This is a genomic window from Mesorhizobium sp. M0500, from assembly GCF_040321165.1.
Lineage (GTDB): Bacteria > Pseudomonadota > Alphaproteobacteria > Rhizobiales > Rhizobiaceae > Mesorhizobium.
Window position 1 is genome coordinate 127,947 of sequence record NZ_JAMYRB010000012.1, and the last position, 25,116, is coordinate 153,062.

Annotated in this window: 21 protein-coding genes and 1 pseudogene; 10 read left to right on the top strand and 12 right to left on the bottom strand. The window is 63.7% G+C overall.

Annotation, left to right across the window (positions count from 1 at the left end):
* The first annotated feature begins 103 nt into the window (after positions 1-103).
* Both glpX and recJ read left to right on the top strand, forming a co-directional pair.
* Positions 104-1,087, top strand: coding sequence for a class II fructose-bisphosphatase (glpX, locus tag NKI70_RS21365; protein WP_352697787.1), 984 nt, complete (start codon positions 104-106; stop codon positions 1,085-1,087).
* A gap of 60 nt (positions 1,088-1,147) precedes the next feature.
* Positions 1,148-2,932: a single-stranded-DNA-specific exonuclease RecJ gene (recJ, locus tag NKI70_RS21370; protein ID WP_352697785.1), complete on the top strand. Its 1,785-nt coding sequence runs from the start codon at positions 1,148-1,150 to the stop codon at positions 2,930-2,932.
* Between the two features lie 19 nt (positions 2,933-2,951).
* On the opposite strand, the gene NKI70_RS21375 is transcribed toward recJ, so the two are convergent.
* The 3 genes from NKI70_RS21375 to folE form a co-directional block, all read right to left on the bottom strand.
* On the bottom strand, positions 2,952-3,923 hold the full coding sequence (locus tag NKI70_RS21375; protein ID WP_023678882.1) for a patatin family protein: 972 nt from the start codon (positions 3,921-3,923) through the stop codon (positions 2,952-2,954).
* An 84-nt stretch (positions 3,924-4,007) separates the two neighbouring features.
* Entirely contained in the window at positions 4,008-4,478 is a 471-nt protein-coding gene (gene hisI, locus NKI70_RS21380) for a phosphoribosyl-AMP cyclohydrolase (protein WP_352724879.1), read from the bottom strand.
* Between the two features lie 10 nt (positions 4,479-4,488).
* Positions 4,489-5,151 (bottom strand): GTP cyclohydrolase I FolE, encoded by a 663-nt coding sequence (gene folE, locus NKI70_RS21385; RefSeq protein ID WP_023678880.1) that lies wholly within the window; start codon positions 5,149-5,151, stop codon positions 4,489-4,491.
* 240 nt (positions 5,152-5,391) lie between these two features.
* Between folE and NKI70_RS21390 the strand changes: the two genes are divergently transcribed.
* On the top strand, positions 5,392-5,838 hold the full coding sequence (locus NKI70_RS21390; protein WP_023678879.1) for an iron-sulfur cluster assembly scaffold protein: 447 nt from the start codon (positions 5,392-5,394) through the stop codon (positions 5,836-5,838).
* Here the strand turns inward: NKI70_RS21390 and NKI70_RS21395 are convergent.
* Positions 5,835-6,750: pseudogene (locus NKI70_RS21395) on the bottom strand (LysR substrate-binding domain-containing protein). The gene NKI70_RS21390 and the pseudogene NKI70_RS21395 overlap by 4 nt on opposite strands.
* Positions 6,751-6,841: 91 nt before the next feature.
* Here NKI70_RS21395 and NKI70_RS21400 point away from each other — a divergent pair.
* The 4 genes from NKI70_RS21400 to thrS all read left to right on the top strand — a co-directional run bounded on the left by NKI70_RS21400 (position 6,842) and on the right by thrS (position 10,566).
* Positions 6,842-7,009, top strand: coding sequence for a hypothetical protein (locus NKI70_RS21400; RefSeq protein ID WP_352697781.1), 168 nt, complete (start codon positions 6,842-6,844; stop codon positions 7,007-7,009).
* A gap of 79 nt (positions 7,010-7,088) precedes the next feature.
* A complete protein-coding gene (yidD, locus tag NKI70_RS21405) occupies positions 7,089-7,463 on the top strand; it encodes a membrane protein insertion efficiency factor YidD (RefSeq protein WP_352697845.1) in 375 nt (124 codons plus the stop codon).
* A 146-nt stretch (positions 7,464-7,609) separates the two neighbouring features.
* A complete protein-coding gene (blaOXA, locus tag NKI70_RS21410) occupies positions 7,610-8,425 on the top strand; it encodes a class D beta-lactamase (protein ID WP_352697779.1) in 816 nt (271 codons plus the stop codon).
* 167 nt (positions 8,426-8,592) lie between these two features.
* Positions 8,593-10,566 (top strand): threonine--tRNA ligase, encoded by a 1,974-nt coding sequence (gene thrS, locus NKI70_RS21415; RefSeq protein ID WP_352697778.1) that lies wholly within the window; start codon positions 8,593-8,595, stop codon positions 10,564-10,566.
* Positions 10,567-10,725: 159 nt separating this feature from the next.
* Here the strand turns inward: thrS and NKI70_RS21420 are convergent, their stop codons facing one another.
* Complete coding sequence (locus NKI70_RS21420) at positions 10,726-11,691, bottom strand: RgsD C-terminal domain-containing protein (RefSeq protein WP_352697776.1); 966 nt, start codon at positions 11,689-11,691, stop codon at positions 10,726-10,728.
* Between the two features lie 156 nt (positions 11,692-11,847).
* On the opposite strand from NKI70_RS21420, the gene NKI70_RS21425 reads away from it, so the two are divergent.
* On the top strand, positions 11,848-12,432 hold the full coding sequence (locus NKI70_RS21425) for a nitroreductase family protein (RefSeq protein WP_352454450.1): 585 nt from the start codon (positions 11,848-11,850) through the stop codon (positions 12,430-12,432).
* A gap of 20 nt (positions 12,433-12,452) precedes the next feature.
* Here the strand turns inward: NKI70_RS21425 and NKI70_RS21430 are convergent, their stop codons facing one another.
* Together NKI70_RS21430 and NKI70_RS21435 are read right to left on the bottom strand one after the other, a co-directional pair.
* A complete protein-coding gene (locus NKI70_RS21430) occupies positions 12,453-13,334 on the bottom strand; it encodes an HpcH/HpaI aldolase/citrate lyase family protein (protein ID WP_352697774.1) in 882 nt (293 codons plus the stop codon).
* Between the two features lie 3 nt (positions 13,335-13,337).
* Positions 13,338-13,829, bottom strand: a complete 492-nt coding sequence (locus NKI70_RS21435) for a MaoC family dehydratase (RefSeq protein ID WP_502897748.1) — start codon at positions 13,827-13,829, stop codon at positions 13,338-13,340.
* Positions 13,830-13,939: 110 nt separating this feature from the next.
* Between NKI70_RS21435 and NKI70_RS21440 the strand changes: the two genes are divergently transcribed.
* Positions 13,940-15,061, top strand: a complete 1,122-nt coding sequence (locus tag NKI70_RS21440; protein ID WP_023678870.1) for a DUF2336 domain-containing protein — start codon at positions 13,940-13,942, stop codon at positions 15,059-15,061.
* Here the strand turns inward: NKI70_RS21440 and NKI70_RS21445 are convergent.
* A complete protein-coding gene (locus NKI70_RS21445) occupies positions 15,058-17,124 on the bottom strand; it encodes an FUSC family protein (protein ID WP_352697770.1) in 2,067 nt (688 codons plus the stop codon). The two genes, NKI70_RS21440 and NKI70_RS21445, sit on opposite strands and share 4 nt — an antisense overlap.
* A 42-nt stretch (positions 17,125-17,166) precedes the next feature.
* Positions 17,167-19,218 (bottom strand): DNA topoisomerase IV subunit B, encoded by a 2,052-nt coding sequence (parE, locus tag NKI70_RS21450; protein ID WP_352647821.1) that lies wholly within the window; start codon positions 19,216-19,218, stop codon positions 17,167-17,169.
* Between the two features lie 273 nt (positions 19,219-19,491).
* On the opposite strand from parE, the gene NKI70_RS21455 reads away from it, so the two are divergent.
* The gene (locus NKI70_RS21455) at positions 19,492-20,661 is read left to right on the top strand and encodes a GGDEF domain-containing protein (RefSeq protein WP_352697768.1); all 1,170 of its coding nucleotides are present in this window, start codon (positions 19,492-19,494) and stop codon (positions 20,659-20,661) included.
* Between the two features lie 72 nt (positions 20,662-20,733).
* On the opposite strand, the gene gcvP is transcribed toward NKI70_RS21455, so the two are convergent.
* The 3 genes from gcvP to gcvT are packed head-to-tail and all read right to left on the bottom strand — an operon-like array spanning position 20,734 to position 25,053.
* The gene (gcvP, locus tag NKI70_RS21460) at positions 20,734-23,544 is read right to left on the bottom strand and encodes an aminomethyl-transferring glycine dehydrogenase (RefSeq protein WP_352697766.1); all 2,811 of its coding nucleotides are present in this window, start codon (positions 23,542-23,544) and stop codon (positions 20,734-20,736) included.
* A 16-nt stretch (positions 23,545-23,560) separates the two neighbouring features.
* Positions 23,561-23,929, bottom strand: coding sequence for a glycine cleavage system protein GcvH (gene gcvH, locus NKI70_RS21465; RefSeq protein ID WP_352587970.1), 369 nt, complete (start codon positions 23,927-23,929; stop codon positions 23,561-23,563).
* Between the two features lie 5 nt (positions 23,930-23,934).
* A complete protein-coding gene (gene gcvT, locus NKI70_RS21470; protein WP_352697764.1) occupies positions 23,935-25,053 on the bottom strand; it encodes a glycine cleavage system aminomethyltransferase GcvT in 1,119 nt (372 codons plus the stop codon).
* Positions 25,054-25,116 lie beyond the last annotated feature (63 nt).

Here is a 25,116-nt window from a genome sequence, read left to right on the forward strand (position 1 = left end):
CGTCTCTGGCGGGAGGCTAATGCATGTCGCCCAAAAGTGTGCAGCGGTTTTGGGACAACGACATGCATAATAAAAACAAACTGCCAACGAGGATTGTCCATCGATGAATGTGGCCCAGAACATTGTCGCCGGCCTCGACCGGATACTGACCATGGAATTGGTGCGCGTCACCGAACGCGCCGCGGTCGCGGCCGCCAGATTGCGCGGACGTGGCGACGAGAAAGCCGCCGACCAGGTCGCGGTCGATGCCATGCGGCAGGAGCTCAACCGTCTTGCCATCAACGGCGCGGTGGTGATCGGCGAGGGCGAGCGCGACGAGGCGCCGATGCTCTATATCGGCGAGGAGGTCGGCACCGGCAAAGGCCCGGCTGTCGACATAGCGCTCGATCCGCTCGAAGGCACGACGATCTGCGCCAAGAACCTGCCCAACGCATTGGCCGTTATCGCCATTGCCGAAAAAGGCAGCCTTTTGTTCGCGCCGGACGTCTATATGGACAAGATCGCGATCGGCCCGGGCTATGCCGACGGCATCATCGACATCGATGCCTCGCCGGCCGAAAACATCGCCAGCCTCGCCAGGGCCAAGGGCGTGCCGGTGGCGGAGATCACCGCCTGTATTCTCGACCGGCCGCGCCATGGCGCCTTGATCGAAGCCGTGCGGGCGACCGGAGCCGCAATTCGTCTGATCGGCGATGGTGATGTCGCCGGGGTCATCCATACCACCGACCCGGACGAGACCGGCATCGACATCTATCTCGGCACCGGCGGCGCGCCGGAAGGCGTGCTCGCAGCTGCCGCCTTGCGCTGCACCCGTGGCCAGATGCAGGGCAAGTTGATCCTCGATACGCCGGAAAAGCTGGCGCGCGCCGCCAAGATGGGCATCTCCGACCCTAAACGGATCTACCACACGCAAGACATGGCACGCGGCGACGTGCTGTTTGCCGCGACCGGCGTCACCGACGGCAATATGCTGGCCGGCGTCAAGTTCGGCCGCAATTTCATCACCACGCACACGATCGTCCTGCGATCGTCATCGCGGACCGTGCGCGAAATCAAGGCCAGGCACCAGGATCTGGAAAAGTTTTGATTTCGACTCAGTTAGCCGTTGCATACTGTGCGCAATGACAAATTGCAGACGGCGCGTCACGTGACGGGGGAAAGACGCTTTTTCCTCGATGTCAGGCAGTCGGCCACCGGCGTTTCCTGGGAACACCGGCTGACCGAGCGTCAGGACATGGCCGCGCTCGCCATCGCGCAAGGGTATGGCGTGCCCGATATCGTGGCACGCGTGCTGGCCGGGCGTGGCGTCACCGCCGAGCAGACCGAGCAGTTTCTGGATCCGACCATCCGCAACCTGCTGCCCGACCCGGCATCGCTGACCGACATGGACAAGGCCGCCTCTCGCATCGCCCAGGCGGTGATGGCCAGGGAAAAGGTGGCGATCTTTGGCGACTACGATGTCGACGGCGCCGCCTCATCGGCGCTGCTCAAGCGCTTTCTCGCGCATTTCTCGGTGCCGTCGGAGATCTACATACCGGACCGCATCTTCGAGGGCTACGGCCCCAATCCGGAAGCGATGCGCGAACTCGTTTCGCGCGGCGCGACGCTGATCGTCACCGTCGATTGCGGCACCAATAGTGCTGCTTCCATCGACGCGGCGAAGGCCGTCGGCGCCGACGTCGTGGTGCTCGATCACCATCAGGTCGGCGGGCCGTTGCCGGCGGCGACTGCGGTCGTCAACCCCAATCGCGAGGACGACCTTTCCGGCCAAGGTCATCTTTGTGCCGCCGGTGTCGTCTTCCTTTGCCTGGTGCAGACCGCGAAGATTCTGCGCAGCCGCCTGCCGGATGCCGCACCGCCGGACCTGCTTGGCCTGCTCGATCTGGTAGCGCTTGGCACCGTCTGCGACGTGGTGCCGCTCACCGGCATCAACCGCGCCTTCGTTGTCAAGGGGCTGCAGGTTGCGCGGCAGCAGAGGAACGAAGGGCTGGCGGCGTTGGCGCGGGTCTCGCGTATCGGCGAGCCGATCAACACGTTCCATCTGGCCTTTCTGATCGGTCCGCGCATCAACGCCGGCGGGCGCATCGGCGACGCAGCACTTGGCAGCCGCCTGCTTGCAACCGACGACCCGGTCGAAGCCCGCACCATCGCCGAGACGCTGGATCGGCTCAACCAGGAGCGGCAGTCGATGGAGCAGGAGATGCTGGCCGCGGCGCGCTCAGAGGCCGACGCCGAGCTTGCCGGCGGCAATGGTCCGGCCATCGTGGTCACAGCCAGCAGCAACTGGCACCCGGGCATTGTCGGCCTGCTTGCCTCGCGGCTCAAGGACCATGCGCGCCGGCCCGCATTTGCCATCGCCTTCAACGTCAATGGTGTCGGTACCGGTTCAGGCCGTTCAGTGTCTGGCTTCGACCTCGGCCGGCTGGTGCGCGAGGCTGCCGATGCCGGACTTATCGTCAAGGGCGGCGGCCACGGAATGGCGGCCGGCATCACTGTCGAGCGGGCGAAGCTCGGCGAACTCAGGGCTTTCTTCGAAGAGCGCGCGGCGGTGGATGTGTTCCGCCTGCAAGGCGAGGAGAGCCTGGCGATCGACGGCGCGCTTGCCGCCGAGGGCGCCACGCTTGCGCTGCTCGATGCGCTTGAGAGGGCAGGGCCGTTCGGCGCCGGGCATGTTGCGCCGGTGTTCGCGCTGCCGCGCCACCGGCTTGTCGATGCGCGGGCGGTCGGCAGCAACCACATCCGCGCCGACCTGCAGTCGGAAAGCGGCGGCCGCATCCAGGCGATCGCCTTTCGCGCCGTCGATACTGCGCTCGGCGAATTCCTGTTCAAGAACAGGGGCAAACCGGTGCACGTCGCCGGCTCATTGTCGGGCAATCACTGGAACGGCAACCGCACGGTGCAGTTCCGCATCGTCGACGCGGCGCTTGCCTGAGAGCTCGCTGCCGCCCTGCCTAAGCGAGGACGGTCTGCAGCCGGGTCAGGTCGCCGATCTGCGCCATCGTTGCCTGGTAGCCGATACGGATCGCTTCGTCGGCGCGGTGGAATTCGGTCAGGCCGATATGGCTGAGCTTCGGCTGCAGCGATATGTCCGGCGGGTCGCCGGCCAGCCTGGCGCGCGAAATGCGGTCCTGGATGATGTTGAAGGCCTCGACCATGACGCCGGTAATGCCGAGCCGCGTCTCGCGCGACTGGCGTTCGGGATCGGCGTGGCCGGCCCTCGGCGCGTCTTTCTCGATGACCAGCTCGCCGGCATTGTGCTTGATCACCGCGGCGCGGCCGAACAGATCGTAGTGAAGGTTCACCGCAACTACGAGCGGCTGCTCGTAGGCACGGCAGACCGAGACCGGCACCGGATTGACCAGTGCGCCGTCAACCAGCACGCGCCCATTGCAGGCGACCGGCTCGAACACGCCGGGCAGCGCGTAGGAGGCGCGCATTGCGGTGCTCAACGAGCCGCTCGACAGCCAGATCTCATGGCCGGTGCGGATTTCCGAAGCGACGCAGACGAATGGTTTTGGCAGGTCCTCGAAGCGGATGCCGGCTATGTGCTCGCGCAGCCGTGCATCGAGCTTCATGCCACCGAACAGGCCGCTGCCGCGTAGATTGAGGTCGAGAAGGCCAAAAATGCGCCGCCTGGTCAGGCTGCGCGCGAATTCTTCCAGCTCGTCAAGCTTGCCGGCAACATAGCAGCCGCCGACCAGCGCGCCGATCGAGGTGCCGGCGATCATCGACACTTCGATGCCGGCTTCGTCAAGCGCGCGCAGCACGCCGATATGCGCCCAGCCGCGCGCACAGCCGCCGCCCAATGCCAGCGAAATCCCTGTTTTGCCCGGAGATTTGGTTTCGGATGCGCCCGCGGCCGAGGAGAGGCCATTGGCCTCCCGAACGTCAGGTCTGTTGCGCAATGACGCCCAGTCGAGCATCACAATCTCCCTTGTCCCACGGCCATCCTATAGGCGGGCCGTATCGAAATCATGAATATACGTGGCTGAAGTGCTGCGAATGGTTCATATTGATGGTGTATTGCGCTTTCGATACGTTTTTTCCGCATCGAACAGTGGCTTGCTGCCGTCGCTGGCAAGTGTCCCTTTGCCATCGCTCAGCCCCACCGTCCGATAAAAGCATGAACGTCGGCCGGTGTGACAAGTTGCTTGGTGACCCAGCACTTTGACGCGCAACCATATCGCGTCCTGGTCACAATCCGTGAGCATCTCGACAACCTGCTGGACATTGCCCGAGGTTTCGCCCTTCTTCCACAGCGCGTTGCGCGAACGCGACCAGTAGTGCGCGATGCCGGTCTCGAGCGTCAGCGCCAGCGCCTCGGCATTCATGTGCGCGACCATCAGCAGCATGCCGTCTTCGGCATCGGTGACGACGGCGGTGACGAGGCCGCCGGCATCGAAGCGCGGCGAAAGGACCGTGCCTTCCTCAAGCGCCTTCTTGTCTGAGGGAGCTTTCGGGAACTCCAATGCAGACATTCGCCGGTCCTTATTTAACTAAGGTGGGGCGGGTCTGATCAGTTCCGCCGCCGCGCACCATGGTGACGAAGCGGACCTGCTCTTCGGGTGTATCCTTGAAGACGCCGGTGAAGGTCGAGGTCAGTGTGGTGGAGCCCTGTTTGCGGATACCGCGCATGGCCATGCACATATGCTCGGCCTCGAGCATGACGGCGACGCCACGCGGATTGAGCACGTCCTGGATGACCCCGGCAATCTGCGCCGTCATCGCTTCCTGGGTCTGCAGACGATGGGCGAAGATGTCGACGACGCGGGCGATCTTGGACAGGCCGACGACCTTGCCGTCCGGCAGATAGCCGACATGCGCCTTGCCGATGATCGGCACCATGTGGTGCTCGCAATGCGAGTGGAACGTGATGTCCTTGACGATCACGAGGTCATCGTAGCCGGCGACTTCCTCGAAGGTGCGGCCGAGTTCCTCGGCCGGACACATGTCGTAGCCGTTGAACATTTCGCGGAACGCCTTAGTGACGCGCTTCGGCGTGTCGATCAGACCCTCGCGGTCAGGGTTGTCGCCGGTCCAGCGCAGCAAGGTGCGCACCGCGGCTTCGACTTCGGCCTCGCTTGGCCGGTCGGTGACCGGCTTTTCCATATAGGCCGACTGCGGCATGAGTTTCTTGATAACGGCGTCCATAAAGGCGTCTCCCGTAGTTCCTCTCTCAGGAGGAACGAGTTGAACGGACCACGACCTTTCGGGTGTCAGAAACTCGCCCGGTTTCCAGCCCGTAAGTGGCGTGAACAGATTTGGGCATGACGAGGTTTGTGGTCGCCTTGTCGATACCCGACTACCGCCATTATATATGTTCGTGCCGAGCGAAAGGAAGACGCCAGAGCGGCAATCGCTGTTCGCTGGGCGGCGACGGATTGGAAAAATATGATCGACGATGTCTACAATGCGAAAATTCTGGGTTTTGCCGGAAACATCGCACGGATCGGCCGGCTCGACCGGCCCGACGCAACCGCACGAGCACATTCCAAGCTGTGCGGCTCGACGGTGACCGTCGATCTGAAGATGGATGATGGCGTCGTCAGCGATTTCGCGCATGACGTGAAGGCCTGTGCGCTTGGCCAGGCGTCGTCGTCGATCATGGCGCAGCATGTCGTCGGCGCCAGCGCCGAAGAATTGCGCAGCGTGCGCGAGACGATGCTGAAGATGCTGAAGGAAAATGGCCCGCCGCCCGAAGGCCGCTTCGCCGACCTGAAATACCTGGAGCCGGTGCGCGACTATAAGGCGCGCCACGCCTCGACCATGCTGACCTTCGACGCAGTGGTCGACGCGATCGGCCAGATCGAAAAGAAGCGGGCGGAAGAGGCGGCTTAAACCTTGGCGAGAAAACGCCGGCTTTCGGCGAATTCCGCCCGGACCCAGTCGGCAAAAGCCCTGGCCGGCTCGGAAAGGTCATTCAGCCTTCTGGCCACTAGCCAATAGGCGCCCGACGCGACGTCGATGTCGAAAGGCTTGATCAGCGCGCCGGACGCAAGTTCTTCGCCGATCTGCAAAAGATCGCCCAGCGCGACACCATGTCCAAGCAAGGCTGCCTGATTCGAAAGCGAAGCATCGGCCAGCATCGGGCCGCGCGCAGGCACGGCATCAGCCGTCACGCCCGCCGCTTCGAACCAGCGCGCCCAAGCCTGACGGTTTTCTTCGTGCAGCAATGTATAGCGACCAAGGTCGATCGGCTTTTCCAGAGCTGGGCCGGATGCAAGAAGTGCCGGCGACAGAACTGGGGAATCGACGACCGCGGCAAGCTGTTCGGCTTCGCTGCGTGGCCATGAGGTGGCGTGTGCACTGAAACGTAGGGCAAGTTCGGGCTGATCGCTGCGAAACTCTATCAACCTCGGGTCGACCTCAAGGGAAACGTCGATGTCGGGTCGCAACTCGCGAAACCGGTTGAGCCGCGGCACCAGCCATACGGATGCGAGCGATGGCTCAACGCTGACACGTACCACGGACTGCGTCGGGGCCGCCGTCAATTCCGAAAGCAGCCTGTCGATGCCCTCGAAACTTCTGACCAACTGGTCGAGCAGCCGCCGGCCGGTGTCGGTCAACTCGACGCGGCGATGATGGCGGAAGAACAAAGGTTGGCGCAGGAAGGTTTCGAGCTCGCGGATCTGTCGGCTGATCGCCGCCTGCGAAACATAAAGCTCCTCGGCCGCACGGCTGAAGCTCAGGTGACGACCGGCTGCTTCGAAGCCTTCTGAGAGCCGTCAGGGGGAGGTGTCCGCGCTTCATTCGCATAACTCAGAGTTATCTGACGTGGACGTTATTCTCGTTTGAAGAGCAAGGCCAGCGGCGCTCTAATCGGTGCTCAAGGAGTGCCGCCATGATCCAGTTTCTCAACATTCTGGGCGATGTCGTACGGATCGCGACGTTTCAGTGGTACGACGAGAAACCGCATAGGGATTGGTACGAGGAGAGGCCGCCGACCAGCGTCGCCGTATGTCGAAGGCCGACGCCCGACCGCTACCCGGTTCGCCGTACCAGGCCATGACGGGATTGCCGGAACGGCATTGCGTTCCTGGCCCGATGCGCACATCTATCGCGTAGGGAAACGCGATGTGGAGACTGCGGTGGTCGGCCAACATCGGCAAGCGCACGGCGCCAGACCGATTCGACAAGGACGCAATTGGCCCGGCCCGTGGCGCAAGACGCCGGGCCGCGTCTTCGGCACGTCGCTTGTCCGATTCTACCAGCTGACGCTGTCCGGCTTCGTCGGCAATTCCTGCCGGCATCTGCCGACCTGTTCCGAATACGCGCACGAAGCGATCGCCCGCCACGGGCTATGGGCCGGCGGCTGGATGGGGTTTTTCCGGGTGCTGCGCTGCGGACCGTTCGGCACGCACGGCATCGACCGGGTGCCTGAGGCACTGGCTGATCGCTACCTCTGGTTCATGCCATGGCGGTACTGGCGGATCGGGAAAAAACGTGGCGACCTGGACAGTTGACCGCAACTGTGCGGTGCACAAAGGGATCGCTTTTTACGATCTGGTAGGGTTAACCGCAGCTTGCGCTGACATAGCGCATTTGAGACAAAATCGAGACAAGACACCTCGCTAAGCCGCTCCTGACAGCCTTCAGGAGAGATTACCAAATGCGCCGGATAGATCGTCTTCCCTTCGTTTTCGCCGTGGTTCTCTATGTCCTGGCGTGGCTGATGGGTTTTCCGATCCGTGCGCAATCGGCGCCGCTCGGGGAGGTCGAATGCACGCTGATCGTCGACGCCGCAAGCGGCGAGACGCTGTATCGCCAAGGGACCTGCGATCAGCGCTTCAGCCCCGCCTCGACATTCAAGGTTCCGCTGGCGCTGATCGGCTATGATGCTGGAATCCTGAGCGACGAGCATACGCCAAGCTGGGAGTACAAGGCAGAGTTCAATGCCCCGAAACGGGACCGCAAGACCGTCGACCCGACGATCTGGGAAAGGGATTCGGTCCTTTGGTTCTCACGCGAGATTACGCGCCGGCTCGGCAGCAAACAGTTTGCCGGCTATGTGTCCAGATTGGACTATGGTAACACCGAAGTCTCCGGCACTGCCGGCAAGAATGACGGCCTCACCCATTCCTGGGTGAATTCTTCGCTCAAGATATCGCCGGTCGAGCAGGTCGATTTCCTGCGCAAGCTGCTGGCGCGGAAACTGCCGGTCTCGGACAAGGCCCATGCGATGACCAGCGCGATTGTCCCGACCTTCCGGGCAGGCGGCTGGACGGTGCAGGGCAAGACCGGAACGACCAGGCTCGGCGACAGCGCCGACAAGCGCTCGCTTGGCTGGTTTGTCGGCTGGGCGCAGACCGATGCTCGCAAGATCGTCTTTGCCCGCCTGGTAGTCGATACGAAACGTTCCGACACGCCAAAGGGGCCCAAGACGCGGGCGATGTTCCTGAAAGATCTGCCGAATCTCCTCAGGTGACCTACATCCGGCTTTACGGCGCCGAAAACTGCCCATAAAAGACCGCTCGCCGCCGGACGCATCCGGCTCTTACTGATGCATGTCGTAGCCCCAAAACCGCTAAGCAGTCTTGGGCGACATGCATTTCACCACCCGCGCTCGTTTGCGGGACTGGATAGGAGAATCTTATGCTGAATTCCGTTTCCCTGACATTTCCCGATGGTTCCGTTCGCGATTACGACGCGGCGATGACCGGCGCCGGCCTGGCGGAATCGATCTCGAAGTCGCTGGCCAAGAAGGCCGTTGCCTATTCGATCGACGGCACAGTGCGCGATCTTTCCGACCCGATCGGCAGATCGGCCAAAGTCGAGATCATCACCCGCGAGGACCCGCGTGCGCTGGAGCTCATCCGCCACGATGCAGCCCATGTGCTGGCCGAAGCCGTGCAGGAACTTTGGCCGGGAACGCAGGTGACCATCGGGCCGGTGATCGAAAACGGATTCTACTACGATTTTGCCCGCAACGAGCCGTTCACGCCCGACGATTTCCCGGTGATCGAGAAGAAGATGCGCGAGATCATTGCGCGCAACAAGCCGTTCACCAAAGAGGTCTGGTCGCGCGAAAAGGCGAAAAGGATCTTTGCCGACAAGGGCGAGCGCTACAAGCTCGAGTTGATCGACGCCATCCCCGAGGATCAGGACCTCAAGATCTATGCACAGGGCGACTGGTTCGACCTTTGCCGCGGCCCGCATATGGCCTCGACTGGCCAGATCGGCAACGCCTTCAAGCTGATGAAGGTCGCCGGCGCCTATTGGCGCGGCGACAGCAACAACCCGATGCTGACCCGCATCTACGGCACGGCCTGGGCCGACCAGGCGCAGCTCGAAGCGTATCAGACGATGCTGGAGGAGGCCGAGAAGCGCGACCACAGGAAGCTCGGCCGTGAGATGGACCTGTTCCACTTCCAGGAGGAAGGCCCCGGGGTCGTGTTCTGGCACGCCAAGGGCTGGAGGATGTTCCAGAACCTGGTCAATTACATGCGTCGCCGCCTCGACGAGCAGGGCTATCAGGAGGTCAACGCGCCGCAGGTGCTCGACAAGAGCCTGTGGGAGACGTCAGGCCACTGGGGCTGGTACCGGGACAATATGTTCAAGGTGACGGTTGCTGGCGACGACACCGACGACGACCGGGTGTTTGCGCTGAAGCCGATGAACTGCCCCGGTCACGTCCAAATCTTCAAGCACGGGCTGAAATCCTACCGCGATCTGCCGGTAAAACTTGCGGAATTCGGCAATGTGCATCGCTATGAGCCGTCCGGCGCGCTGCACGGGCTGATGCGCGTGCGCGGCTTTACCCAGGACGATGCGCACATCTTCTGCACCGAGGAACAGCTCGCCGACGAGTGCATCAAGATCAACGATCTGATCCTCTCGACCTATGCCGATTTCGGCTTCGACGAAATCACCGTCAAGCTGGCGACCCGCCCCGAAAAACGGGTCGGCACCGACGCGATGTGGGATCATGCTGAGGGCGTGCTGCAGGACGTGCTCGACAAGATCGCGGCGCGGTCGGGCAACCGGATCAAGACGGGCGTCAATCCGGGTGAGGGCACGTTCTACGGGCCGAAGTTCGAATATGTGCTGAAGGACGCCATCGGCCGCGACTGGCAATGCGGCACCACGCAGGTTGATTTCAACCTGCCGGAACGGTTCGGCGCCTTCTACATCGGCTCGGATTCGGAAAAGAAGCAGCCGGTGATGGTGCATCGCGCCATCTGCGGCTCGATGGAGCGTTTTCTCGGCATCCTGATCGAGAATTATTCCGGCCATTTCCCGCTCTGGTTCGCGCCGCTGCAGGTGGTGGTGGCGACGATCACTTCCGATGCCGACGATTACGCGCGAAAGGTCGTCGCGCAGCTGAAGGCGGCCGGGCTGATCGCCGAGGCCGACCTGCGCAACGAGAAGATCAACTACAAGGTCCGCGAGCATTCGCTGGCCAAGGTCCCGGTCATACTGGTCTGTGGCAAGCGCGAGGCCGAGGAAGAAACGGTCAATATCCGTCGTCTCGGGTCGCGCGACCAGGAATCGCTCGGCCTCGCAGCCGCCGTGAAGCTGCTTGCCGACGAGGCGGTGACACCCGACCGCAAGCGCCGCGCGGCCTGAACCAGTCGACCAGCAACGAATGGCGGTGGAGCGATCCACCGCCATTTTTTATATTTTATATGCCTGTCACGCCGCGCGCCTATCTGGCAAATCGATCGACGTGCGCGTCGGCAACGCGCTGGCGCGACGCATGCGCAAGGCAGCTTAGAGGGGCGCGCCTCAGTCGGCGCCTTCCTCGGAATCGATGGCCGAAGCCTCGGTGGCCAGAACCTCGATGTCCTGGTTGTGCCCAGCCACCACCGTAAAATCCTTCTGGTAGATGCGGTCGCGGTTCTTGGCGATGATGGTGTAGTCGCCCTCGGCCAGCACCATCGAGGCAAAGGCGCCGACGGTTTCCTTGATCGGATCGCCGGATTCATTGAGCAGGGACCAGGAGGTGTCGGCGATCGCCTCGCCGCCTGGTTCGCGCACCAGCTTCATGGTCATCTCGGCGGCACGGTGCTCGACGGTCGCTTCGGTCAGCTTGCCGGCCTCGACGCGGATGTCGGAGCGGATGACCGCGTTCACCGCGCCATAGGTCGACACGACGTGGTAGGTGCCGGCATTGAGCCGCACGACGCTGTTCGGCTCGACATCGGGTATGATCAGGGCGCGATCGCCATCGGCCGCGGCGTGGCTCTCATAGATCGAGAAGCGCAGCTTCTTCGGCGGTATGCGTACCCCGCCGGACAGCACGGCATCGAGCTTGAGGCCGCCGGCATCGAGCACGAGGCTCTCGCGCTTGGCTTCCTTGCCGACGGTGATGCGCTTGGTGGCGCCGGCCCGCCCGTAGGAGGCGTGGACCAGATACGAACCCGGCTCGAGCTGGAATATGGCGGTGCCGCCATGAGCGGAGGCGACCATCGGCAGCTTGCCGTCGCTGGCCGATTCGGGTTTGAAGACGCGCCAGACTATGCCGCGCGTGATGTCGGCGCCCTTGTCGGTCAATTGCGCCGACAGCGTGATCGCCCCGCTGCTGCCCAATGCCAGCGATGTCTCGCTTTTCGGAGGCGCATAGCCCGAAATTCCGGGAAGCTTCAGCTCGCCGAGGCCGTCCACATCCTGGGCGACGGCAAGCGAAACCGGCACCATCAACAGTGCGGCAGCGAGCCCTATCAGGAAAAGACGCAATGTCCCCTCAAACATGCCTTGCGTTGAAGCCCAAGGCGGTGGCAATTTCAAGGCTTAAGAGTCCGGTCGGCTTCTGCTACAGGGCTCTTTGTCCGGCGCGCCGCGCCAATGCCCAAGCCGCCCGATGTCCCGATGGTGCGCTTCAGCTCAAATTCCAGGAGACTTGCGCCCATGGCGTCGCCGATCATCGATCTTCTGCTGACCCGAAATTCCGCGCCGATCCCGGATTTGAAAGAACCGGCACCGGGCGATGCGGAGATCGCGACGATGATCGCCGCCGCCTCGCGGGTGCCGGACCATGGCCGGCTGGAGCCTTGGCGTTTCATCCTTTATCGCGGCGAGGCCCGCATCGAGATCGGCAAGAAGCTGGCAGAACTTGCCGATCAGCGCGAAGGGCCGCTGCCGGAAGGCCGCCGCAACCAGGAACTGGCGCGCTTTTCGCGCGCGCCGCTGGTCATCGGCGTGATTTCTATCCCCAGGGAAAACCCAAAGATCCCGCAATGGGAGATGTTCCTGTCCGGCGGCATGGCGGCGATGAACCTGATGCTTGCCGCCAATGCGCTGGGCTACGGCACCAACATGATCAGCAACTGGTATTCCGACGTGCCCGAGGGCAGGGCGATCCTCGGCCTGGCGCCGCATGAGCGGGTCGTCGGCTTCGTCCATATCGGCTCCTACCAGGGGCCAGCGCCGGAACGACCGCGGCCCGATCCGGCAAAGCTCTATGCCGACTATTCAGGGCCGTGGGTGGGATAATTTCGGCGCGGAACAGACCCCTAAGGATCAAGCTCCGATGCCTTGGCTCGCGCCAGGAGCCGCTCTGCGAGCTTGAGATGCGGCCGGTCGTACATCTTGCCATCCATGCCGACGACGCCGGGATTTCCTGCCGCCTCGAACGCCTCGACGATCGCCAGGGCGCTTTTCACCGCTTGCGCCGAAGGCGTGAAGGCGGCGTTGATGACCGGCACCTGCGCCGGATGGATCGCCATCTTGCCGGTGAAGCCGTCGCGCTCGGCCTCAGCGCATTCGGCCTCGAAGCCGGCCATGTCGCGAAAATCCGGAAAGACGGTGTCGATTGCCGCGACTTCCGCGGCACTTGCGGCAAGCATGGTCATGGAGCGGGCGAGGCGGAACACATCCATGTAGCGGCCATTCGCGTCGCGCGTCGCGCGCGCGCCAATCGCCGCCGACAAATCTTCCGCCCCCCAGGTGACGCCGACAAGCCGCGCGCTTGCACGGGCGTAGGTCGCTGCGGCCAAGACGCCTGCGGCCGTTTCTGTGATGATCGGCAGGATCCTTATCGCTCCATCCGGCAGGCCGCTTTCGGCTTCGTGCACCCTGAGCTTGGCCGAGAGATGCTGGACATCCAGTCCGCTGTTCGACTTAGGCAGCATGATGCCGTCTGGTTTTGCTGGCACGAGCGCCGCCAGATCGTCGTCGGTCAGTCCGGTCGAAAGGTCATTGACGCGCACATAGATCGCGGAGCTGGTCCGGTGCCTGTGCGCGGCGATAAAACGCGCCGCTGTGTCGCGCGCCAACCCCTTGTTCTGCGCAGCAATCGAGTCCTCGAGATCGATGATGACCACGTCGGCGCCCACGCCAAAGCCCTTCTCCAGCTTCTTTTCCGAATCGCCGGGAACGAAGAGCAGAGAACGCATCGGCTATGCCTTTTTCACCATCATGGCTTGCCTCGTGCATTTGGCAACCAGCACATCGTTCTGGTTATAGGCGCGGTGCTCGAACTCGACGATACCGCGGTCCGGTTTCGACCTGGAATCGCGCACCGAAACCACCGTGGTCTCGACGCGAATGGTGTCGCCATGGAAGACGGGATGTGGAAACACCGTCTCCTTCATGCCGAGATTGGCGATGGTGGTGCCGACGGTGATGTCATTGACCGAGATGCCGATCATCAGGCCCAGCGTGAACAGCGAATTGACCAGCGGTTTGCCCCATTCGCTCTTCGCCGCGAAGTCGAAGTCGATGTGCAGCGGCTGCGGGTTCAACGTCATCACCGAAAACAACATGTTGTCGCTTTCGGTCACGGTCTTGCGCAGCGTGTGCGTGAACACTTGGCCGACAGCGAACTCCTCAAGATAAAGCCCGGCCATGGTCGATCTCCTCCGCTGCTTCAGGGTTGATAGGCGTTGCATATCGCGCTCGCAAGCCAGTTAACGAACATGGTGAACCGTTCGTAAACCATTTGTGCCTACGGTCTCCACCAGGGTCAGAAGCGTTCTGGCAAGGGGCGTAAGCAGGCGACATGGTCGTTTCGCATTTCCTGAAATGGATCCATACGGCGAAGGTGTCGGAGCGTGCTGCGGCGGCAAGCGCGCTGGCTCGCGCCTATGTCGACTCGGAGCTGCCTTTCGAGGACCGCTGCGCTGCCGAGGCGGCGCTGACGTTGCTGCTCGACGACGCATCGTCGAAGGTGCGGCTGGCGATCGCCGACGCGCTTTCCATGAGCCATCATGCGCCGCCGCAGATCGTCAGCGCGCTGGCCTCGGACCAGCCGGAAGTCGCAGCCTTGGTGCTGGCGCGCTCGCCGCTGCTCACCGATGCCGACCTGATCGATCGGGTTGCCGGCGGCCAGAAGGCGACGCAGAAGGTGATCGCCGACCGGCCACGCGTCTCGATGTCGGTTGCGGCGGCGATCGCCGAGATCGGCGAGCCGGAAGCCTGCGCCACGCTGCTCGCCAACAGCGGCGCCGATATCGCATCGATCAGCTTTCGGCGCATGGCCGAGCGGCACGGCCACCTGCCTCTGGTGCGCGAAGCGCTGATTGCCGACGCGCGCCTGCCCGCCGATTGCCGGCATTTGCTGCTGGTCAAAGTGGGCGAGACGCTCAAGGGCTCGCCGCTGGTGCTGGCGCTGATGGGCGCCGCCAGGGCCGAGCGCGTCATGCGCGATGCTTGCGTCAAAGCCTCCGTGACACTGATCGAAGGCACGCGTGCAGAGGAACATACCGCACTTGTCGAACATCTGCGCCTGCGCGGCGACCTGACCGCAAGCTTCGTCATCCGCACCATTGCGCACGGCAAGGTCGACTTCTTTGGCTCGGCGCTGGTCGCGCTCAGCCAACAGTCCGAGCAACGGGTGAGGGCACTGCTGGCCGGCGGGCATGACGTGGCTCTGCAGGCACTGTTCCGCAGCGCCGGGCTTACCGCCGCCACCCACGCCATCATTCTGCGCGCGCTGAAGGTCTGGCGCGAGGTCGCCAATGGCAAACGCCTCGCCGGCGTCCAGGAAGTCAGTTGGCTGATGCTGAAGGAATTGGGCGGACAGTCCGCCGAAGGCGATCTCGCCGGGCTGGTCAAATCGATCCATCTCGACGCGCTGCGCGAGAACGCACGCGGGCACGCGCTGGCGATCGCTGCTGCCTAAACCCGGTCTTTCGCGAAAAAATCCGGAAAATCCTCGATCGCGGCGGCGATGATGCGCAGCGAGGCGGCGGTCTGCAGCATTTCGGCTGCGACGCTGCGCTCCGCGATGCCTGCTGCATACTGCCTGGCGACTGCGACGGTCGCCGTCTGCGGCTCGCCGACGCGCCTGAACAGCAGTTCGCGCGCCAGCCCGCGCAGGAAATTGGTGATGGAAAGTGCCGTTTCGGATGGCATCGTGGAACTTTGCTGCGCGTTGCGCAGCCGTAGGATTTCGAGGCCGACGGTAACCGCAGCTATGCCGCCGCCGAGAACCGCGTCGCCTTTCTTGCCGGCGTTCTGCAGCAGTGGCATCAACTGGTTGATCCGGTCGTAGGCAAGGCTTTCGAAGGCCGATCGCCGCGGCAGGCGGTCGTGCAGGCAAAGGCGTGCAAGATCTTCGCGCATGGTTTGCAGGATGCGGTTGACTGTAACCCAGGGGTCGGCGGGCAGCACGACGGCGAAGACGCCGATCGCCAGAAGAATGCCGACAAGGACCGCTGCCGAATTGGCGAGGAACGGCTCCGGATCGTAGGTCATGACCTGATGTGGGCTGAGGAAGGCGAGGAAATTGATGGCAAAGGCCGTTGCCACGCCGACGTAGCGCGGATTGGCCATGCCCAGTGCCGCTGGCACCAGGATCGGGACGACGAAAACCGCGAACCAGCCAAAGCCCGGCAGCGCTGGAAGTGCTATCTGCCCGACCACAAACGCGAACGGCAGGGCGAGCAACGTGCCCTCGAAGAAGTTCCATGCCGACCGGATCGGATCGGCGCGCGCGGCGAACAAGCTGGAGACGACGGCGACCAGAATGACCGTGCCGGTCGCGTCCGACCATTTCGTCGCCAGCCAGAAGCCGGCGACCAGGAGCGTGGCGATTGCTGCGCGCACGGCATTGCGCGATGCCGCACGGTAATCGCGGTGCACCACCAGCGCTGGCTGCCGCCGTTCGCGACTGGCACGAGACGGGGGAGAGCGCAGTGCATCCAGGCCGCGCAGCACTTGCTGCATTGCCTCGGCGAAGTCGGCGGCAATGGTCAGGCGTGTGACAGTGCCAGCCCAGTTAATGTCTTGCCCGGCCGCGATGTCAGGCATCTGCCGCGCCTTGCCGGCGATTGCGTCGAGCCGCGCCACCCAGGGCGCCGTATCGTCCAGCGCGCCCGGCTTGGCTACCAGTTCGCCGACAACGGCCTGCAACTCGGCGCGAACGGGGATGAGGGCTGCATTCTTCGGCGCGGCGTGGGCATGCAGCGCACGCGCCGCTGACAGGGCCGACAGAAGCTGGCCGATGGTACGCCGGACCGGATAGGCGCGGGTGGCGAGGCTCGGCCCCTCCAGCCTTGCGTAAGTGCGCATCTCGCCGAGCGTCTGGACGTCGCCGATCAGCTTGCGGTGCAGCCCGGCAAGCTTTTCCGCATCGCCGCCGGAAAAAGCGCCGTCCGCATAGGCCGCCAGGTCGAGAATGCTGCGTTTCAGTCTTGAGATGATGGCGTCGGCGGCCAGTTTCGGCAGGATCAGCCGGCTGGTCAGCGCAGCGCAGACGATACCAAGCACGATTTCCGCGCAGCGCGCCACGGCGAGATCGATGACGAGGTGCGGCTGGCCGAAAGCCGGCAGGCCTATGATCATCGCGGTGTAGCCGGCAAGCGCCGCGCCATAGGCTTCCGGATTGCGTAGCAGCGACGAGACCAGCGAGCAGATGCCGGTCCAGACGGCAAGAACTGCAACCAGCAACCACGGGTTGGCATCGAAAACAGTGGTAATGCCGATCGCCGCCAGCGCGCCGGCAAGCGTGCCGAGGAGACGATAAAACCCCTTCGCCAGCACCATGCCGGCGACCGGCTGTGCGACGATGAACACCGTCATCATCGCCCATTGCGGGTGGTCGAGCTTCAGCGCATAGGCGGCCAAAATCGCGATGAGGCCGGCCGAAACGGTGCGCAGGGCAAAGATCCAGTCCGAGCGCGTCGGCCGCGTCAGGCCATCGATCCGCGTGCCGATATCGTCCTTCAGCCGCGCCCAGGTCAAGTGCTCGTCTCCAGCTCAGAAGGCCAAGCTAGCGGCGGGAGCTCAGATATCCAGCACTTCCGTCTCGGCGAATTCCGCGCGTTCCTGGATGAACCGGAAACGGGCCTCGGGCTTGGTCCCCATCAATGCGTCGACCGCATCCTTGGTCGCCGCCTCGGCATCGATAACGTCGACCCGCAGCAGCGTGCGCTTTTTCGGGTCCATGGTGGTTTCCTTGAGCTGGGCGGCCATCATTTCGCCCAGCCCCTTGAAGCGGCCGATTTCGACCTTGCCGCGCCCGGTGAATTCGGTGCGCAGGAGTTCGTCCTTGTGCGCGTCGTTGCGAGCATAGGCGACCTTGCCGCCTTGCCGGATCGAATAGAGCGGCGGCACCGCCAGATAGAGATGGCCGCCGCGGACCAGGCTTGGCATCTCCTGGTAGAAAAAGGTGATCAGCAGCGAGGCGATATGGGCGCCGTCGACGTCGGCATCGGTCATGATGATGACCCGGTCGTAGCGCAGGTCTTCGTCGCGGTATCTCGAGCGCGTGCCGCAGCCAAGCGCCTGGATGAGGTCGGATATCTGCTGGTTGGCGGCAAGCTTGTCGTTGCCGGCGCTGGCGACGTTGAGGATCTTGCCGCGCAGGGGCAGCACCGCCTGGCTGGCGCGGTCGCGCGCCTGCTTTGCCGAACCGCCGGCCGAATCGCCCTCGACGATGAACAGCTCGGCACCGGCGGCGGCATTCTGCGTGCAGTCGGCGAGCTTGCCGGGCAGGCGCAGCTTGCGCACCGCACTCTTGCGCGACACTTCCTTTTCCTGGCGGCGGCGCACCCGCTCGTCGGCGCGCGCGATCACCCATTCGAGCAGTTTCGAAGCTTCCTGCGGATTGTCGGCCAGCCAATGGTCGAACGGGTCGCGGATAGCGCTTTCGACGATGCGGATCGCCTCGATCGTCGCCAACCTGTCCTTGGTCTGGCCGACGAATTCCGGTTCGCGGATGAACACCGACAGCATGCCCGCCGCCGAGATCATCACATCCTCGGAAGTGACGATCGAGGCGCGCTTGTTGCCGACCAGGTCGGCATAAGCGCGCAAGCCGCGCGTCAGGACGTTGCGGAAGCCGGCCTCATGCGTGCCGCCCTCCGCGGTCGGGATGGTGTTGCAATAGGAATTGATAAAACCGTCGCCGCCGAACCAGGTCACCGCCCATTCGAGCGAACCGTGACCGCCCTGCTTCTCGCTCTTGCCGGCAAACATTTCACGGGTCACCTGGAATTCGTCGCCGAGCGAGGCTTTCAGATAATCCTTGAGGCCGCCCGGAAAATGGAATTCTGCCTTGGCCGGCGTCGTGTCCTTTTCCTTGATCAGCGAGGGATCGCAGGTCCAGCGGATTTCGACACCGCCGAACAGGTAGGCCTTTGACCGCGCCATGCGGTAGAGCCGCGCCGGCTCGAAAGCAGCACCCTTGCCGAAAATCTGCTCGTCTGGATGGAAGCGGATCTTCGTGCCGCGGCGGTTGTGCACCTCGCCGAGCTGCTCCAGGCCGGTCACCGGAACGCCTCGCGAGAAGCGCTGGCGATAGAGCTTGCGCCCAATCGCGACCTCGACCTCGAGATGGTCGGACAGCGCGTTGACCACGGAAACGCCGACACCGTGCAGGCCGCCGGACGTCTCGTAAACCTTGCTGTCGAACTTGCCGCCTGAATGCAGCGTCGTCATGATGAGTTCGAGCGCCGGCTTCTTGAATTTCGGGTGCGGATCGACCGGAATGCCGCGGCCGTTGTCGGTTACGGACAGGTATCCGTCGGCGGAAAGCTCGACATCGATGAAGGTCGCATGGCCGGCGACCGCCTCGTCCATCGAATTGTCGATGACCTCGGCGAACAGATGGTGCATCGCCTTGTCGTCGGTGCCGCCAATGTACATGCCTGGGCGGCGGCGCACCGGCTCCAGCCCCTCCAGCACTTCGATATCGGCGGCACTGTAGCTCTCGCTGGCGTCGCGGGGCGCCGGCCGCTTCGCCGCCTGCACCAGCGGGTCGGCCGGGCGCGCGGCGGCGCGAGCCGGTTGCGGCTGCTTGTCGAATTTGGCGAAAAGATCGTTATTGTCGTCCATGCCGATCCTGGATTCCGATGCTGCGAATCACCATCCGATACTGCCACGCTTTTCGCGGGCAGGCGACGGAGGTTCCTGTTACGTTCGAGGATAGAGCCTCTTACTGCAAAACCATTCGACAGCCAAGCGGCGGAAATGGGGTCGAAGCCTGGAGCATCGACGCTTTGTAAACCTTGTCCGAAGGTTACGCCGCAAGGTTGGCTGAAAAACGATATCCGCGAACTGTCGCTGACCTAGAATGCAGTGGAACCCTCAAGAGGCTGTCGCTTAAGCATGTTGGATTACAGTTCGCTCTTGCTCGCGGCGGCGCTGTCGGGCACGTGCCTTAGCATCACCATGTTTGCGATCTGGTTCAGCGCGCCACAGGCACGCTTTGTGCTGACGGTGGCCTGCGGCATTCTCGTGCTGGTCGCACATGTCGTGTTGTTCTGGCATTACACCAGGGATCCAAGCGCCTGGCTTTGCCAGATCGTGCTTGTGCTTCTCAGCCTCGGCTTCCTGATTCTCTGCCTGTCGGCCATGCAATATCTCAGCATGCGCGACTACAGGCGGGCCATCTTGCCGACCTTGGCTGCGATGGCTGTTTGCGCGGGTGCGACGTATCTCGGGTTTGATGGTGTCGGCTTCATTGTCACCTACGCGACGGTAACGGCGCTGCTCTCGCTTATCGGGGCGATGTTCTGGATTGAGGGTGGTCACGATCGCCGGATATTGCTGGTCGTCTCGTTCCTGAGCGGCGTCTGTGCGCTGTCGTTCGGACTTTGCGGCGCGGTCCTGCTGGTCACGGGCCAATGGGTGCTGGGTGTTGCGCCCGACAATTGGGCCGAGCGGGTGAATTCCGTCGTGGCCGTCGCCTGCATGACCGGGCTCGGCGCATTGACGCTCTCCCTGCACCATTTGCAGGCGCAGATCGAACTGAAGGCCGAGACGATGACCGATCCATTGACCGGGCTGATGAATCGGCGGGCGTTGACGGCACTCTACGGCGAGCGGGTCTTCGGTCCGTTCATGTCCGTTGCCATGTTCGACCTTGACCATTTCAAGAGGACGAACGACGTATTCGGTCACCCGGTCGGCGACCAGGTTCTGTGCCGCTTTGCCGCCGTCATCAGGAAATACGCCCGGACCGGCGTCGACGCCTTCCGGTTGGGCGGCGAGGAATTCGTGCTCGTCATGTCGCGGATGACGGAAGAGAAGGCCTATGACATTGCGAGCAAGATCAGCGTTGCCTTCGGCACGGAAGTCGTGGCCACCCAACTTGGTCCGTTGCGAAGCACAGTCAGCGGCGGCATCGGCTTTGGTGGAACAAACGGCACCGGTCTCGACGATGTGCTGGCCGAAGCCGACGCAGCACTCTATGCGGCAAAGCGCGCCGGGCGAAATCGCGTCGTCCTTCGGGACCGGGCGAGCAAGGCCGACGGGCCGGCCTTGCGTTCTGCCTGATTGAGGTTTCTATCTTCTTGTTAGACCCATGATCTTGTCCGAAAACCGGATTCCACTTTTCGGGATCATGATCTATTCCGCCGCACCCAGATATTCCGACAGCGGCGGGCAGGAGCAGACAAGGTTGCGGTCGCCGGCGACATTGTCGATGCGTGACACCGGCGGCCAGTATTTTGCCGTCGTGTCGGCATCGCCGGCGGGGTAGGCCGCCTCCAGGCGCGAATAGGGATGGGTCCACTGGCCGGCCAACGCCTCGGCGGCGGTGTGCGGCGCGTTGACCAGAGGATTGTCGCCCAACGGCCATTCGCCCTTCGCCACCTTGGCTGCCTCGCCGGCTATGGCGATCATGGCCTCGCAGAAGCGATCCAGCTCGCGCTTGGGCTCGGACTCGGTCGGCTCCACCATCAGTGTGCCGGCCACCGGGAACGACATGGTCGGTGCATGGAAGCCATAGTCGATCAGCCGCTTGGCGATATCGTCGACGCTGATGCCGGCGCTGTCTTTGAGCACGCGGGTGTCGAGGATGCATTCATGCGCAACGCGTCCGTTGCGCCCTTTGTAAAGCAGGGGGAAATGCTCGCCGAGCCGCGTCGCCACATAGTTGGCGGAGATGATCGCCGTCTCGGTCGCCTGCTTCAGGCCGGAAGCGCCCATCATACGAATATACATCCAGGTGATCGGCAGGATGGAGGCACTGCCGAACGGTGCCGCCGCCACGGCATGGGCCGAGCCTTCGGTGACGTGGCCGGGCAGATATGGCTTCAGGTGCGCCTTGACGCCGATCGGGCCGACACCGGGGCCGCCGCCGCCATGCGGGATGCAGAAGGTCTTGTGCAGGTTCATGTGGCAGACATCGGCGCCGATATCGCCGGGACGGGCGAGGCCGACCAGCGCGTTGAGGTTGGCGCCGTCGAAATAGACCTGGCCGCCATGGCTGTGGACGAGGGCACAAAGGTCGCGCGCGCCTTCCTCGAAGACGCCATGCGTCGAAGGATAGGTGAACATCAGCGCCGCAAGGTTGTTCGCATGCTCGGCTGCCTTGGCCTGCAGGTCGGCCATGTCGATATTGCCGTCCTCGGTGCAGCGCACGACGACGACGCTCATGCCGGCCATGGCCGCACTTGCCGGATTGGTGCCATGCGCCGAGGACGGGATCAGGCAGACGGTGCGATGGCCCTCGCCGCGCGACAGATGATAGCCGCGAATGGCGAGCAGCCCGGCATATTCGCCCTGGCTGCCGGCATTGGGCTGCAGGGTCACCGCGTCGAAGCCGGTGATCTCGGCCAGCCAGCCTTCCAGATCGTCGATCATGGCGCGATAGCCTATCGAATGGTTTGCCGGCGCGAAGGGATGCAGGTTGGCGACATCAGGCCAGCTCACCGGCATCATTTCGGCGGCGGCGTTGAGCTTCATGGTGCAGGAGCCGAGCGGGATCATGGCGCGGTCGAGCGCCAGGTCCTTGTCGGCCAGCCGGCGCAGGAAGCGCATCATGTCGGTTTCCGAGTGGTTTTCGCGGAAGACGGGCTGGGTGAGGAACTCCTTGCCGCGCGGTGTTCCTGGCATGGAACTGCCGGCGGCAACGTCGGCCTTGGCGCCGAAAAGCGCTGCGATTGCCTCCAGATCGGCTTCAGTGGAGGTCTCGTCGAAGCTGATGCCGACATGGTCGGCGTCGATGACGCGCAGCAGCCGGCCGGTCTTTTCTGCGGCGGCGGCAATCGCGCCGGCTCTGCCCTTCACTTCCACGGTCACAGTGTCGAAGCGGCTGTCGCCGAGCACCGAAACGCCCGCTGCCTTGAGGCCGGCAGCCAGGCGGTTGGCCAGCGTGTGGACGCGGCCGGCAATCGCCTGCAGCCCGGCAGGGCCATGCCAGATCGCGTAGGCCGTCGCCATATTGGCGAGCAGCGCCTGTGCGGTGCAGATGTTGGACGTCGCCTTGTCGCGGCGGATATGCTGTTCGCGTGTCTGCAAAGCGAGGCGATAACCGGGACGGCCCTTGCTATCCGTCGACTGGCCAACGAGCCGGCCGGGCATCAGCCGCGTCAGCCTGTCGGAGACGGCGCAATAGGCGGCGTGCGGCCCGCCAAAGCCCATCGGCACGCCAAAACGCTGCATCGGGCCGACGGCGATGTCGGCGCCAAGCCTGGCCGGCGCATCGGTCAGCGTCAGGCCAAGCGGGTCGGCGATGAAGACGACCAGCGCGCCGGCAGCACGGGCCCTGTCGATCGCTGCCTTGTGGTCGCCGTAGACGCCGAATGTATCGGGCCAGGAGACCAGCAGGGCGGCGGTGTTGTCGTCGATCACCTCGCCGTCGACCTCGATGCCGAGCGGCTCGGCGCGGGTGCGCACGACGTCCAGCGTCTGCGGGTGCGGCGTGCCGGCCAGTGCCACCTTGGTGCGCTTGTCGCGATGATGGCGCAGCGCAATGCCGACAGCTTCGGCCACCGCCGTCGCCTCGTCGAGCAGCGAGGCCGACGCCACCGGCAGGCCGGTCAGTTCTGTCACCAGCGTCTGGAAGTTGAACAGCATTTCCAGCCGGCCCTGGCTGATCTCGGCTTGGTAAGGCGTGTAAGCCGTATACCAGGCCGGGTTCTCGAACAGGTTGCGCTGGATCACCGGCGGCACGTGGACGCCATGATACCCGGCACCGATGAAGCTCTTCAGCACCGTGTTCTTTGCCATCGTCGCCGCGAGCTCGGTCAGCGCTTCCGCTTCGCTTGCGGGGGCGGGCAGGGCCAGCGGCCGGTCGAGCCGGATCGACTTCGGCACTGCCTGACTGATCAGGGTCTCGACCGAAGGAACGCCGATCGTCGCCAGCATGGCTCTGACGTCATGGAGGCCCGGGCCGATATGGCGAGCCGAGAAGGGGTAGGGTGCTGCGGTCATCTTCCTCGTCCTGCTATCAACCAATATGGGCTTTGTAAGCGGCTTCATCGAGGAGTCCGTCGAGCTGGCTTTCATTGGCCAGCTTCATCTTCCACAACCACCCGTCGCTGGTTGCCGCCGAATTGACGAGTGAAGGATCCGATGACAGCGAGGTGTTGGCCTCGGTGATCTCGCCGTCGACGGGCGCGTAGACATCCGATGCGGCCTTGACCGATTCGACCACCACGGCGGTGTCGCCCTTGGCCAGTTTTCTGCCCAGTTCCGGCAGCTCGACGAAGACGAGATCGCCGAGCTGCTGCTGTGCGTAGTCGGTGATGCCGACCGTGGCGATGCCGCCCTCGACGCGCAGCCATTCGTGATCTTCGGTGAAATAGGTCTTTGCCATTGAAATCATCCTTTGCGGTAGCGATGGGGCGTGAAGGGCAGGGGGTGGATGTCGACCGGGATTTTCGTCCCGCGGACATCGGCGAACAGTTTTGCGCCGGATTTGGCAAGCGGCGTCTGGACGTAGCCCATGGCGACCGGATGACCGGCCGAGGGGCCGAAGCCGCCTGAGGTGACATGGCCGGCAGGGTTGCCGTCAGCATCGAAAAGGGCAGCACCGGCGCGCACCGGCTGGCGGCCTTCCGGCTTCAGGCCGACGCGTTTTTGCGCCGGACCGCGCTCCAGGATGGCGCGCAGCGCATCGGCGCCGATGAAGGCGCCAGAGGCGCGAACCTCCTTGGGGATGGCCCACATCAGCCCGGCGCTGGCCGGATCGATCTCCGGCGTGATGTCCAGCCCGTGCAGGCACAGTCCGGCTTCGAGCCGCAGGCTGTCGCGGGCGGCAAGGCCGACCCACATCACCCGCTCGTCCTCGAGCAGCCTGGCGACGAGGTTTCTTGCATCCGCTTCCGGCAGGCCGATCTCGAAGCCGTCTTCGCCGGTATAGCCGGACCGGCTCATGAACCATTTTTCGCGCGGCTCGATGCCGTGCATGAACACCAGCGAACCGGTCTCGATGCCAGCGCGGGAAAGGGCAGCCCACGCCTCGGGGCCCTGGATGGCCAGGAAGACGCGGTCGAGCGCATCCACTTTTACATCGAAATCGCCCTCTGCATCGAAATTTTTGGCCAGTGCGCGCAGATGCTTTTCGTCGGCGGCGGCGTTGCCGGCATTGGCGACCATCATGAAGCGCTCGGCGCCGAGCCTGGTGACGATCAGATCGTCCAGAATGCCGGCCGCCTCATTGAGGAAGAACGTGTATTTGGACTGGGAAACCTCAAGCGCGCCGGCATCGAACGGGCAGGCGCGGTTCAGAAGCGCTGCTGGCCCCGTACCGCTGATTTCGAACAGCTTCATGTGCGAGATGTCGAACAGGCCGGCATACTCACGGCTGTGCAGGTGCTCCTTCATCACGCCGGCCGGATAGGTCAGCGGCATCGACCAGCCGGCGAAGGCGCCAAAGCGCGCACCAGCTGCCATGTGCAGATCTTCGAGGGGAAGGTGTTTGGTGTCGTCGCCCGTCATGTCATCTCCAGAGTCGCACGCAAGCGGCCGCGAATGGCGACCAGTCCGTGCCCCTCTGTCTGA